This window comes from Magnetococcales bacterium (genome assembly GCA_015232395.1).
Lineage (GTDB): Bacteria > Pseudomonadota > Magnetococcia > Magnetococcales > JADFZT01 > JADFZT01.
Genome location: JADFZT010000004.1, coordinates 3,030 through 16,524, shown reverse-complemented (window position 1 = coordinate 16,524; position 13,495 = coordinate 3,030). Strand labels below are relative to the sequence as shown.

Below are 13,495 nucleotides of genomic sequence, written 5' to 3'. Positions count from 1 at the left end.
TCATCATGCCTGGATGGGGTCATGTTCCTGAGAGCGCTGGTCGCCAATCCAGTGCTGGCGGGTGTGACCGCTACGGCACTTTTGATCATCCCTCTGGGCGCGGTGCTGCTCGCTCCTTTGCAGTTGGTAGCCCCCCTGCCCTTGCTTTTGGTGGCCCTACGTCAAGGGATGAAGGCTGGATTTCAGGCGTTGGCGTTTCCGGTAGCCGGTGCGCTTTTTTTGAGCGGCGAGATGCACTTTCCCGCAATGGTGATCCTGCTGTTCGGGGCCTTTCCACTACTGGCCGCCTGGATGTTGCGCAACGGCTGGCGGATGAGTCAGTGTGGCAGCGTCGCTTTTTTCATCAGCCTGCTGCTGCTGGCTGGAGGACTCCTCCTGGCATTTCTTTCCGGCTTCGATCCATCCGAGTCGGCCCGCACCGCCATGGAGGCGGCTCGGGGGCAGTTTCTCAAGGATGGGGCCGAACAGGGGATGGATGCCGTTGCCCTGATGGAATTACGCACCGGGCTTGACCAGATCGTCGAGATTTTGGCCAGGCTCTTTCCAGCGCTCTTTACCACGGGCTGGTTTTTGGTGCAGGTGGGCAATCTGGCTTTGGCCCGCTCGCTGCTTGGGCGTTGGGGTGAGGATTGGTTGACCCCGGAATTGCCCCAGGGGATTCGACTCCCCTTCTTTCTGATCTGGCCTTTCATCGGCTCGGGGCTACTGGCTCTGACTGCTTCTGGAAGCCTGGGAAATTTGGGCGTCAATCTGGTCTTTTTTTTGGTCATTCCCTATTTTTTTCAGGGGCTGGCCGTGGTGCTTACCGCTTTTCGACTTTATGGCGTTTCCGGATTTGTCCGGGGCGTTTTCTATGCCGCCCTGATCTTATGGGGAGAACTGTTTCTCCTGGTGATGATCGTGGGCCTGTTTGATACCTGGATGGATTTCCGCAAACGTCTTCCCAAACCGGAAGAGGATGACGGAATTTCCAAGGAGTGAAGATCCATGGAAGTGATACTGCTTGAAAAAATCAGTAAATTGGGTGACCTGGGATCGGTCGTTAAAGTACGTGCCGGTTATGGTCGCAACTATCTGGTGCCCCAAGGCAAGGCCTTGCCAGCCACCAAGAAAAACCTGGTCCGCTTCGAAAAAGAACGGCAGGCTTTTGAGGAGCGTCAGCGGCAGGTGTTGGAGACCGCCGAAAAGCTGGCGGCTGCCATTGCCGAGGTAACGGTGGTTCTGGAGCGCCCTGCCGGGGCAACCGAAAAACTTTTCGGTTCGGTCACCAACTCCGACATCTTCACCTTTTTCGAAGAGAAGGGTTTGGAACTGCCCAAGGGGGTGATTGACGTTCCCCACCCCATTCGTACTCTGGGAGAACATCCCATCCGCCTGCGCCTCCACCCGGACGTGATCCCCGAGGTGATGGTGCATGTGGAACGCCAAGTGAAAAAATGACACCCTCTCCCTGATCCGAAGCCCTCCTGGTATGGCCATGGCCCGGGAGGGCTTCTGGTACACTCTTCGGAATGTTTGGGGAGAGGTCGTTATCGTTTGCAAAGGAGCTTGACTCATGCCCTTGTATGAATATGCCTGTGACGGCTGCAAAATCCGTTTTGAAAAAAATCATCCCATGTCCGATCCGCCACCTAAAAACTGCCCCGAGTGTGGGGCCGAAAAGGTGCGGAAAATTTTTGCGACGGGTGGAATTGTCGGCTCGGTGAAGAGTGGTGGAGATGCCCCGGGGCCCGCTTGCGGTATACCCAATATGGGGGGTGGTAGCTGCGGTGGAGGAATGTGTGGTTTCTAGATCTCTCCTCTGCTGGTGAGAGGGCTTCGTCCCTCGGCTGCCGACCTGCGCTTTCTGTCGTCTCCCATCTAACAGGTTACCAAACAGCTCTTTGGTGCGATGGATAGCAGACCAAATGTCGAACCCTCTCAGTTCACTTTGTCCTTTGGAATTGGCAGAGGGCCAACCCGGGTGAGCAGAGGGGCAAACCCGGGTGAATGGTCCCAGGGATCTATTTCGAGTGCGCCTGTCGCCACCTGAAATAATCGGGAATCGGCCCCTTCCCGGCTCTGTTTTTTTTGATCGGATCCGGCTTTTTTTTAATGTCCTGATTCGAAAATCTCCCTTGGGGAGGATCTTCCCAAGGTTTGGACCATAGGCCCAGCTATCATCAGGGGGGAACGGGTGCAGCCTTTTCGCCTCACTTTCAAGCACGGTTTCCGCCAATATTTCATCACTGGACTGCTGGTGGCCGTCCCCCTGGGCTTGACCGGTTATATTCTGACCCTTCTGATCCGTTTTGCCGATCAGGCTCTGAACTTCCTCCCCACTGATCTCCACCCTGACAACCTGCTCCCTTTTTATCTGCCTGGAGTGGGATTGCTGCTGGCTCTTTTTGTGATTTTTCTGGTGGGCCTTTTTTCCAGCAATTTTGTCGGTCGAAGAGTGGTCGAGTTTGGTGAAGATATCATTGGCCGAATCCCTTTCGTCCGCAATCTCCATAAAGCCATCAAACAACTCCTTGAGACCCTTTTTTCCAGGACTCAAGATCAATTCCATCGGGTTATCCTGATGGAATATCCTCGCCGGGGGGTGCATGCCATTGGCTTTGTCACCGGCACAGGCCGTGGTGAAGTGCAGGAAAAAACCAATCAAAATGTGTTGAACGTATTTCTCCCCACGACCCCCAATCCCACCAGTGGTTTTTTGCTTTTTGTGCCGGAAAAAGAGGTGATCCCTCTGGAAATGAGTGTGGAAGAGGGGTTAAAACTGGTTATTTCCGGAGGGATTGTCATTCCCCCCTGGCCCCAGCCAGATACAGAGGGCAAACTGGAGCCAAAATCAACCGGGAGAACTTACCCTGCGTAACAGGTTTACCAAACGTCCCCGGGATCTCTACGATATCCTGGGGCGGTTCAGGCCACCGCTGGTCGCGCTGATTCTGGTCAATACCATCGGCATCCTGGGGTTCATGATCATCGATGATTACCCCTTTCTGGATGCCGTCTATCAGACCGTTTTTACGCTGACTACCGTCGGTTATCAGGAGACCCATCCCATCTCCAATCCAGGAAAGCTGTTTGTGATCCTGTTGATTTTGGGGGGGGTGATGGTGTGGTCCTATGCCTTGGGCGTCACCATCAGCGTGGTGGTCAATGAAGATCTGATCGGAAAAATTCGTGAAGCCATAACGGAGCACTGGGTGAAACAGTTCAAGGACCACTTCATTATTGCCGGATATACGGAAATTTCCCGCCAGGTGGTGCGCCGGTTGGCCCGCCAGGATATTCCCTTCGTGGTGATTGACGACGATGCCGAACGCCTGGCCCAGGCTGGAGAAGATAACGTCGCTGATGTCATGCCCTTGAATCCCTTTCTGAACGATAGCTACCGAAGGGCCGGGGTGGAGCATTCCCGGGGGATTATCGCCACCTTTGCCGAAGATTCCGACAACATCACCGCTGTGGTCACCGGCAAGATTCTCGAAGAGGAGCTCAAACCCGATATCGCCGAACGGTTTTTGGTGATCTCCATTGCCAACCACAAGGAGTCCCGGGATAAACTCCGCAAGATCGGGGCCGACGTTGTGATCATGCCCAACGAATTGATCGGCCAACGCATCTCCGCCATCGCCATCCACCCCCCGGACCCGGAGGGCAAGCAATCCAGCTTTTTGGATCGGGTTGCCTTCGGAGAGTTTGTCAATCTGGACATCCGGGATATCACGGTAGAAAAATATTCTTCCCTGGATGGAGTGGCGATTCGGGATTCCATGCTGCGCTCGGTGATCGGGGCGCATATTTTGGGTATTCAACGCAAAGGCCAGCGGCGGCTGATGCTACTGCCTAATCCCGATATTCACATCCATGCTGGCGATCAGGTGCTGATCATGGGCACCCTGGCGCAGCTGGAACAACTCCCTGATTTTTTGTTAACTGAGCAGATGGTGCGGGCGCAACAAGCCACTTCTGCCGATCCCAAGAGCTAAGGAGACCCCAAGCGATGGAATGGCGATTGGTGTGGACTACCTTTTTTTTGTTGATGGCTCTGACGACCACGGTCAGCTATCTGTTTCATGGTAACGGCTATGAGTTGATCATTGCGGTTTCCATGAATCTCATCGCCACCACCCTGAAGCTTGGGGCCAGGCGCACTACCGGGGCCATGACCATGGCGGCGAGCCTGGTGGCCGACTTCCATCTGGTGCCAGCCCTTGGATCCTTTTATATTTTGAATAATTCCGAATTTGCCACCGCCCTGGCCTGGGGGGCGCTGGTGGCCAATGTGATCTCGGTGATCTTGTTGATCATCGAAGCGGTATTGCGTCAGCTGGAGCTGGACGCCCTCTCCTGAGTCTGGATTCAGAGGGGACTTGGTTGTGGCTATTTCAGCATCCAAGCCCCCTCCTCCACTGCCCCTACCGTTTTTTCCTCTTTATCCTGGCGATTCCTGCGCTGGGTAACCTTCACCCGGGGATTCCTGGGCGGTGACCCTAGTCCCCCTGAATCCCACCTTCCTTTCTAGCCGAACCTCTCTTTTTCTGGCCTGAGTTCAATCCAGGGTGTGTTATCGCAAAACATAATATACGGCATGTTTGGATGCACAGAAGCGCAGTTCAGTAAAATCGAATCCTTTTTTTTACACCATATGGATAATGTTTTACGGACCAACCTATATTTGACAAGCTCGACATGGTTTGTTCATTTTTCTTCCACTTTACTCTGCTCTTCGATGCATCAAACCGGGTTAACACACCCTGATCGATTTTATGAATATGTGGTCAATTCAACGGAAGAAACTGCCGTTGTGTCCATGACGGCAATCCACAACGAGGGCGGTATGAGAGCCATATATGACCGTTTTTGCAGGATATTTGGCCATCACACTCACGGCTTTGATTAACGCCACATCCTGGCATCCCTATGTGATATATTGAATAATATCTACGATATTCGATAACAATCATTAACATGTGGGGAGTTTATCCATGGGCAAGAAAAAGAAGAAGGTGGGAGGCGGACAAGCCATTAAGTTGGAAGACCGGATTGCACCGGGGATGTTGGGAGGAGATTTGGGATCGGCACTGGCGGGCGTCGAAACCGATCCGACCAATGGCTCATCACCCTTTTCCTCCTCTCCAGGAGATATGGAGGGCTCTGCTGATGGTGACGCCTTATCCCAGGGAGAGGGTTTGGGTGGGCTGGATGGAAGCGGGGAAGGCATTGGTGAGACCGGAGAATGGGGGGGGGCCAATGTGAGCCAAGGGATGGATCCTCTGGGTGATGGCGGTTTGGCCCATGACGGTGGTGGTGAGGGATCCATTCAAGATGGGCGTGAATTCGTCGGCAGTGGCAGTTCCTCCGGTGGAACGCAGATGCTTGATCACGAAGCGACCCATACCGGACAGCAACCCAGCGGGAGTGGGGAGGAAAACAGCTCTGCCGAGGAGAAGGCCGCCCTGGAAGCCAGCGCTATTGAAGAGGACGCCGCAGCCATCGACTATGACAAGCTTGATCAGGATGAGGAAGTGGTCATTACCGATGGCAGCGCCCCCCAAACCACGGTGGATTATCATGGACCTGGGAGTGGTGAGATGGCCCCATCAGCGGGTGGACAGGAGGGCATTGTCACCCCTGGACAGGAAACCACCACCCCCAGCGGGCCCGATTCCGGCTCCACAACCGATGGTGAGACGGAGCCGGTTCGGGAGCAGGCCCCGGTGGAGGTCCCTCAGGATGGCACAATAGATCCTTCAGAGCCTCTCGATTAACCCACGCTATCAGAACCTGGTCTGCAAGCTTCACTCTGAAAACGGAAACCCAGGGAGATCATGGCGGCCCTCAAGAAAAAACCAAATCTTCAGGATGCTGATATTTTGATTGAAAGCGGCTCAAGGTTTGGACAATCTGGTGCCAGATACCCTGGGTTTCCCCATCCCCAGGCATGACAGAAAAAGAGCCATGGCCTACGCCCCATTTTTGACTGGAACGACTGCTTTGGTTCGTGTTCACGCCACATGTGATGTCCTTATGGCTGTCACCGAAGCACAGTTCCAAAAAAAAGAGTCCCTTTTTCCCCCATCAGAGGGGTCATGTTGCACTGAACTCGACGTGTTTTACCCGCTCTTTATCCACTCTGCCCTGGTCTCCGACTGTTAAACCTAAATCCGGCAGTTGGGCGTACGTACATGCCCCAGCCTCTTGATCCACCAAGCAAATCGGGAAAAAGTCTTGTGACCAATAAGGTGACAGCGATTTCTCCCAATTCACTATGCGAACCAATATCCTGCACCAGCCACACACGCCCAACTGCCGGATTTAGGTTAAAACGCCCCAACCTCCTTTCAGCCCATTCACCTTTCCTACCCAGCCATCCCCCTCAACCATCCCCCTCTCTGTGCCCAGCCTGACACCCTACCCGGCCCTTTTTTTGCATTCACTTTCCGGGTTCACTCAGCACCCTGTTTCGGTGCTTTTGGAACCATCATTTCAGCCTTGGCTTTGACAACTTTGATTGGCTTCTCTAGGGCGTGCCAGCACGGTGGAAAAAGGGGCTTATCCAACATCGAACCATTTTTTTTGTCTGATAATTTATAGACACAAAATGAAGCACTTATCCGGGATTCACCCTGTTTATCCCTGTTGGTTTCTCATAATCAAAGAAACTTTCCTCAAAGTCCCGTGTCGAATTACCCTAAGGGCAGTTGTTGTCCGAAACTAAAACTCTCTGAGAAGCAAAATTCCGGAGCCGGAGAGAGCCTTTGAAAGGCTTTGCGACACTGGAAAAGGAGAAAACTATGGAACGCTTACATATCGACATAGAAGATAACGGTTATACTGTGTTTGACGACCAACAACATCAGGCTCTGATTCAGGGCATTCAAGACTATGCCGTTGCCTGTGAACTCCACGAAATGTTGGAGGGAGAGCTGGAAGCGGAAAATGATGAAGTGTTCTCAGCCGCCTGATGCCATCATCCATCCATCACCCCATCGCTAGCCCGGGGTACGCCCCATCGTTAGCCCAGGGTGATGGGTGAGGCGTCATACCAGAATTGGCGACTGTTTTTTCAGAAGGAAATGCCTATGATGAGATCAGGATGGATCGAGCGTAGCGTGATCAGGGTGAACTTCCTCCGGAGATGATTCAACCCGCCGCGCCAACCCCCAATCATCGAGAATGGTATAGAGCACCGGCACCATGATCAGGGCCAGCATGGTGGCGGAAAAGAGGCCAAAGGCGAGGCTGACAGCCAGGGGGATCAACACCTGGGCCTGAAGGCTGGTTTCCAGAAGCAGGGGCAAAAGACCGGCCACTGTGGTGAGGGAGGTGAGAAAAATGGCCCGGAACCGCTCTTTGGAGGCCTGGATGGCGGCATCTGCCACCGGGATCTCCCTATCCTTGGCCAATCGGTCCTTGATGAAGATAACCAACAAAATGGAGTCGTTCACCACCACTCCGGAGAGGGAGGCCAGCCCCATAAAACTCGGCATGGAGAGATCCAAACCCAAAAAATAGTGCCCCCAAAAAGCCCCGATCAGCCCCATGGGGATTACGGCCAAAACCACCACCGGCTGTAGATAGCTGCGAAACTGGAAAGCCAGCAAAAAATAGACCCCCAGCAAGCCGATCAAAAAATTACGCCGCATGGAAGCCCCGGTCCCAGCCCCCTCCTTCACCTCCCCCTCAAAAGCCATGCGCACTCCCGGATGACGTTTTTTCAACTCCGGCAAAAAGCGCTCTCTGAAATCTCCCATCACCTCGGCCACATTGGCAATACCGGTATCCACATCCCCCCGTACCGTGACACTGCGCAGGCCGTTGATCCGGGCGATGCGGGCATATCCCTGGCTGCGCTCCAACCGGGCCACCACCCCCAGAGGCACTTGTCCCCCATCCGGAGTAGTGACAAAAAAATCGTCCAGATCCATCAGGCTGTCCCGGTCGTTGGCGGTCAGGCGGACGTCGATTTCATAGGCCTCACTTCCCACCTGGATTTCCCGAATGGTGGTTCCCTGAAAGGCGGCTCTGAGCTGTCTGGCGATTTCGGAGGTGGTCAGACCCAGGGAGAGAGCACCGGAACGCGGGTGCAGGCGTATTTCAGGTTTGCCTGGCCTGAGATCATCAAACAGATCGTGCACTCCCCGATAACCTGCCAACCAATCCTGAATCTCCCGGGAGGCCGCTTTAAGTTCTCCCAAATCCCCTCCCAACAGGCGAATGTCGATGGGCAGCCCAGCGGGGCCAATTTTGGGTTCGGTAAACTTGAGACTCACCACATCGGGCACCTGCCCCACAGCCTCCCGCCACAGGCGTAAAAAACGCTCCACCCGGATCCCCCGGGACTCCGCCGCCAGTAGATCTACCACCACCGTAGCCAGATGGGGGCCTTCTTCGTTGGCGTCCGCATTGCGGTTAAAGTGGACAGCGATATTTTTGATTAATGCCGTCTCATGGTTCAGGTTTGTCTCCACCTGTTTCAGAGCAGATATGAGATGATCCACCACACCACTGGTGCGGGAAAAGGGGGTTCCCGGAGGTAACAGCAGCCGGGCCTCCATGACATCCCCTTCCAGATCGGGAAAGGCCCGGCTTTTCAGACTTCCCCCAGAGACCAGGGAGATGGAGGTCAAAAGCCCGGAAATCACCAACCCCAAAGTGAGATAACGCCAGTTTACGGCAGGGGCCACGATCCCTTCGGTAAAGCGATTCCGCATTTTTTCAAAAAGACGATTCAACCACAGCCGTAGGGGATTGGGCTGGCGGGAGCTCCCTGCCATGGCGTGGGCCAGATGGTTGGGGAGGATCAAAAAGGCCTCTATCAAGCTCACCGCCAGGGTGATGACCAGCACCACCGGCAATACCTTGAGTACGATGCCGATGTGTCCCTTTAAAAAGGCCAGAGAGCCAAAGACCAACACCGTGGTCAAAAAAGAGGAGACCACCCCCGGCAACACCCGGCTCACCCCTTCGATGGCTGCCTGATAAGCCCCAGCACCCGCCTCTCTCCTGGCAGCGACGTTTTCGGCAATGACGATGGCATCGTCCATAATCAAGCCCACAGCGATCAGCAGGGCGACCATGGTGATCATGTTGAGGTCATAGTTGAGGGCACTCATCACAAAGAGCGTTCCCAAAAAGGCCACCGGAAACCCCGCAGCGACCCAAAAAGCATAGCGAAAACTGAAAAAGATCCACATCACCAAAAAAACCAACATCAACCCCAGCAGGCCATTTTCGATCAACATGTTCAGGCGATCCCGCACCAGAGAGGAGACATCCTTGGTGATGGTGTAGGTGACCCCGGGGGGCGCCATGGCCCGTTCGTCGCTGAGGGCCTTTTTCAAGGCATCCATCACCAGAAGGGTGTCTTGGTTGCGGGTTTTGGAGATATCCAGGATGGCGGCCCGACGACCATTGAAGAGCACGCGGTTTTCATCGTTTTCAAAACGTTCGCTGATGTGGGCAATCTCTCCCAGACGGATTTCAGCGCCACTCTCTCCCCCCAACACCAGCAGATCCCAAAATTCTTGGGGGGTGTAGCGTTCCTCATCAAAGCGGATACCGATCTCACCGCTCTTGACCTCAATGGTTCCGGCAGGCAGATCCACACTCTGTTTGGCGATTCTATCGGCGATTTGGGGAATGGTCAGGTTGTAACGTCGCAGGAGGCCGGTGGGTATTTCAATGCGAATCTGATGGTCGGAAAATCCCCGTACCGAAATTTGGGTCAACTCCCGATGACTCAACAACCGTTTGCGCACAGCCTCCCCATAGGCCTTGAGATCCCGGGAGGAGAGTGGACCGGTCACCGCAACGGACGCGACAAAATCGACCCGGTCCAAAGGACGCACCAGGGGCCTTTCCACCTCCTCCGGAAAGCTGGTGATGCCCTCTACCTCGGTCTTGACATCTTCCAACAGCTGATCAAACCGTCCCCCTTCCCGCATCTTGACGGTGGTGATGGCCACCCCCTCCCGGGCTTGGCAGATCACCTCATGCAGGTCGTTGATGCCCTCCAGAACCTCCTCCACCCGACGGCAGACCGCTTCTTCCATGGATTCCGGCGAAGCCCCCGGATAGACTACCCGCACCTCCACCCGTTCCGGTGGGATATCGGGAAAGGTTTCCCGGCGAAAGGTGGGGAGCGCTGCCAATCCCAGGATCAATATTCCTGCCATGAGCAGATTGGCGGCATTGGGATGACGAACAAAAAAACCGATCATGGCTTCAAGGTTTCCACTGCCGGGCTCTTTACAACAGGGATGTCCGCCGCTAGCGGAAGATAATCGGTCCCATAAGAGGTAACCGGGTTTACAGCTTCACCTACCCTGCTGCCTGAAGCCTGAAAAACCAGCTCTGCCAAGGCCGCCTCATCCACTGTGGGTTTGATTTTCATGCCGACCACCGCCGGCGTCAAATCAGTCAGCACCACCCGCTCACCAGCAGACAAGCCTTTTTCCACGACGATAAAATCATCCTGACGCAAGAAAATCTCCACAGGGCGGATTTCCAATCGATTATCCTTCCCCACCAGATGCAAAAAATGGCCATCCCTGAGGGCTTTCCGGGGAGCAACGACTTTGTTCGCTTGGGCACGCCCCTGAAAATGGACATCCACAAACATGTTTTTCGACAGAGGGGGGCGCAGGCCGGGGCGAGCCTGGCGATAGGGGTGATCCACCGCCACGATGACCCCGACCGTGCGGGTCTGGGGATCGATGGCGTCGCTGATGCGGGCGAGACGGGCAGGCCAGGTCATGGTCCTCTCCCCCACCTGCAGACGCACCTCCGGCACCACTCCCAAAAGATCCGGCAGCTCCGCCATAATGGTGGTAGGGTCTATTTTTTTCCGGCGGTTTGGGAGCAATAGTCCGGAGAGTCGTTCCAGGGAAAGTTGGGCCACCACCTCAGCCACTGCCAACCCATCGCCAACAGCCAGCAGCTCCCCACGACTGACAAACTGGGAAGTTTCCAGGTTGACCTCAGCCACCCGCAGATCGAATGGCGCCGTAATCACGGTGTGCTCCAGATCCAGCTGGGCCTGGGCCAATTGCGCTTGATAGACCGTGCGTTCAGCCTCCAGGGCTTTTTTTTCAGTCGGAATCAGATCCAGGGTGTTTTGGAGGTTACGCACCCCCTGGCGGGAGGCGAGCACTTCCCTCTGGGCCTGATCCAAAGCCGCCCCGGAAGTGGTCCGGCTTTTGACCAACTCACGCTTGCGTTCCAGCTCTTTTTGGATCAGAGCCAAGGATTGACGTTCGATGGTCAGAGAAGCCTGGGCGTTCTCCTTTTTGACGGCCAGTTCGGCCATTCGGGCTTCGACTCCCCTGATATTGGCCCTGAGACGTGCCACAGTGAGCTGATATTCCACCGGGTCCAGACGAACCAGCTCCGCCCCTTTTGGAAGAATGGCCCCCTGCTTCAAATCCCGATGAATTTCCAGTACCTGACCGCTTACCTGGGCCACAGCCCGCCATACCCGACCTGGGCGTACCAAGCCGTGAGCCGTAGCCCGTGGCAGAAAAGCCAGCTCTGGGGTGGGAATGATCCGGGCCAGGCGAATGCGCTCTTCCGGGGCTACCCGTTCCGGGGGAGTGCGTCCCTTCACCACTGAAAAAAGCAGCGCCGCTCCCAGCAAGAGTGCTGGAAAAAAGGTCAGTTTACGCCATGTTTCTTTCATCTTGGTCATATGCTCACCATCATTCCATCAACCAAAGCACACCTTGCCCGATTTTTACTATCCTCCCCTGACGCCCACATGGCAAGAGACCCTCTGTTCATCCCCACCCGCATCTGCCATTGCCCCTATCATAACTGGAGTTTATAGTGGTAACAGGCAAGATAATCCAACATCATCAAGGAGGTCGATCCCATGTCCGATAATTCCCAGAGTGCTGAAGCTCCTCTCATGTATCAAAAAAATTCTCCCCATGCCGTGACTGCCAAAAAGGGAGAGTCGCTTTTTATCTGTCAGTGTGGCCACTCCAAAAAGGCCCCTTTTTGTGATGGCAGCCATAAGGGGCGTCCTGAGAAAAAACGCCCTTTGCGTCATGTGGCCGAGGCCGATGATACCCTCTATGTCTGTGGTTGTGGTCGAAGCGCCAACATGCCCTGGTGTGATGGCTCCCATAAGCGTTGATTGGCTGGGGATGATCCGATCCTTCTATCAAAAGGTTGATCAATTCAAAAGGGTGGTGGGTGAATAGAACCCATGCGAGATCTGCTCAGGTGGTTTTCTAAAGGGTGGATCTGCTTCATTTTCATTCGATGGTGCCTTGGGAGGGAATTTCATTCGATGGTGCCGAGAGGGCGTATTTCTGACTTTAAAAAATGAAATCGGAGAAAAAAAGCAGGCTGGGTAAAAAAAGGCTTCAGAAAAAATCGGGGGATGCCGAAGAGGGAGACATAGACATGTCTGCACGGAAATGATTGCCGGAGACGGCAATTTATTCCCCATGATCAGGGGAAAAAAAGACCGCATGGAGTGGCTCAGACTCCATGCGGCTCAAAGTCAACAACCACGTAGCCGAGTTGTTGAGCAAAAAACTTAGCAATTCGGATGCCAGACTTCCGCCTGTCTCCCCTCCTTGGATCTTCCGTGCATCCGGGGGGGAGGCGGAATCTTCTCCAAACTGGGCTAATGTTTCAAAAAATAACGGCTCTTGCCATCAGGATCAGAGGGCTCTCATTCGTCTGTAAACGGACTCTCGGAAACACGAATAAACCGCGTCTGTTAAGCCTGCCTGGGTTGAAACGAAGGATGGAGCATCGGCTATCAAAGCCATCAACGCAAGCTCCCTTTGTGGTATCACGCCATCCAGCAATCCATTTTGCCGGAGGGCACATCTGCGCAGGCTGTCAATCAACAGCACTCAATTGGCACATCCTTCAGACTTTCTCTCCTCCACTCTTGTGGCATATGATCTCCATCTGGCATATGATCTTGATACAGGCCGATATTTTGGCTTCCCGAAAGGGAACGCCATGCATCCGTCTGAAATAAATGCCATACTATAAGTCTACATTTTTATGGGCCAAAGTTGGAGGAAAAAATCCATGCCTGAGGAAACATCAAAAAAAACAGTACTTTTAGTGGATGACGACCCCAACGTGCACCTCCTTTTTTCCACGGTGATCCAGGGCATGGGCTATGAGGTGGTGGGGGAAGCACGGGATGGTAAGGAAGGTTTACAGATGTTTCAGGAAAAAGCACCGGACTTGGTGTTGCTGGATATCCACATGCCGGTGATGGATGGCATAGAGGCGCTTAAAAAGATCTTGGCCGCTGACCCCAACGCCCGGGTGGTGATGCTGACCACTCTCCACAACATGGATATCTATGAAGAGTGTTTGCTGTTGGGTGCCAAACGCTATATTCCCAAGGATACACCGATGATGGAGTTGCGAAATCGTATTTCTGAGGCGATTGAGTAATCCAACTGCTTTCGGGAAAATCCGTTATAGGTCTGTCTGCTTGAAAAAAAATTGGTGAGAAAAAAAA

The 13,495-nt window shown here is 54.2% G+C and carries 12 protein-coding genes; 10 read left to right on the top strand and 2 right to left on the bottom strand.

Annotated elements, in window-relative coordinates; translation table 11 throughout:
* The first annotated feature begins 21 nt into the window (after positions 1-21).
* From HQL52_02135 to HQL52_02100, 8 genes are all read left to right on the top strand, one after another.
* Positions 22-981 carry a DUF2232 domain-containing protein gene (locus tag HQL52_02135; protein ID MBF0368230.1) on the top strand — a complete coding sequence of 320 codons (960 nt, stop codon included), beginning with the start codon at positions 22-24 and terminating at the stop codon, positions 979-981.
* A gap of 6 nt (positions 982-987) precedes the next feature.
* Positions 988-1,440: a 50S ribosomal protein L9 gene (locus tag HQL52_02130; GenBank protein ID MBF0368229.1), complete on the top strand. Its 453-nt coding sequence runs from the start codon at positions 988-990 to the stop codon at positions 1,438-1,440.
* A gap of 115 nt (positions 1,441-1,555) precedes the next feature.
* Positions 1,556-1,792: a zinc ribbon domain-containing protein gene (locus HQL52_02125; protein MBF0368228.1), complete on the top strand. Its 237-nt coding sequence runs from the start codon at positions 1,556-1,558 to the stop codon at positions 1,790-1,792.
* Positions 1,793-2,176: 384 nt separating this feature from the next.
* Positions 2,177-2,860, top strand: a complete 684-nt coding sequence (locus HQL52_02120; GenBank protein ID MBF0368227.1) for a DUF502 domain-containing protein — start codon at positions 2,177-2,179, stop codon at positions 2,858-2,860.
* The gene (locus HQL52_02115) at positions 2,781-3,980 is read left to right on the top strand and encodes an NAD-binding protein (GenBank protein MBF0368226.1); all 1,200 of its coding nucleotides are present in this window, start codon (positions 2,781-2,783) and stop codon (positions 3,978-3,980) included. The genes HQL52_02120 and HQL52_02115 overlap by 80 nt, the downstream gene beginning before the upstream one ends.
* 14 nt (positions 3,981-3,994) lie before the next feature.
* On the top strand, positions 3,995-4,345 hold the full coding sequence (locus HQL52_02110; protein ID MBF0368225.1) for a hypothetical protein: 351 nt from the start codon (positions 3,995-3,997) through the stop codon (positions 4,343-4,345).
* Between the two features lie 634 nt (positions 4,346-4,979).
* The gene (locus HQL52_02105; protein ID MBF0368224.1) at positions 4,980-5,762 is read left to right on the top strand and encodes a hypothetical protein; all 783 of its coding nucleotides are present in this window, start codon (positions 4,980-4,982) and stop codon (positions 5,760-5,762) included.
* A gap of 1,026 nt (positions 5,763-6,788) precedes the next feature.
* The gene (locus HQL52_02100) at positions 6,789-6,959 is read left to right on the top strand and encodes a hypothetical protein (protein ID MBF0368223.1); all 171 of its coding nucleotides are present in this window, start codon (positions 6,789-6,791) and stop codon (positions 6,957-6,959) included.
* Between the two features lie 126 nt (positions 6,960-7,085).
* On the opposite strand, the gene HQL52_02095 is transcribed toward HQL52_02100, so the two are convergent.
* Positions 7,086-10,217: an efflux RND transporter permease subunit gene (locus HQL52_02095; protein MBF0368222.1), complete on the bottom strand. Its 3,132-nt coding sequence runs from the start codon at positions 10,215-10,217 to the stop codon at positions 7,086-7,088.
* Positions 10,214-11,683 (bottom strand): HlyD family efflux transporter periplasmic adaptor subunit, encoded by a 1,470-nt coding sequence (locus HQL52_02090; GenBank protein ID MBF0368221.1) that lies wholly within the window; start codon positions 11,681-11,683, stop codon positions 10,214-10,216. Before HQL52_02090 ends, HQL52_02095 begins: the two co-directional genes overlap by 4 nt.
* Positions 11,684-11,866: 183 nt before the next feature.
* On the opposite strand from HQL52_02090, the gene HQL52_02085 reads away from it, so the two are divergent.
* Both HQL52_02085 and HQL52_02080 read left to right on the top strand, forming a co-directional pair.
* Positions 11,867-12,133: a CDGSH iron-sulfur domain-containing protein gene (locus tag HQL52_02085; GenBank protein MBF0368220.1), complete on the top strand. Its 267-nt coding sequence runs from the start codon at positions 11,867-11,869 to the stop codon at positions 12,131-12,133.
* Positions 12,134-13,050: 917 nt separating this feature from the next.
* On the top strand, positions 13,051-13,428 hold the full coding sequence (locus tag HQL52_02080; protein ID MBF0368219.1) for a response regulator transcription factor: 378 nt from the start codon (positions 13,051-13,053) through the stop codon (positions 13,426-13,428).
* Positions 13,429-13,495 lie beyond the last annotated feature (67 nt).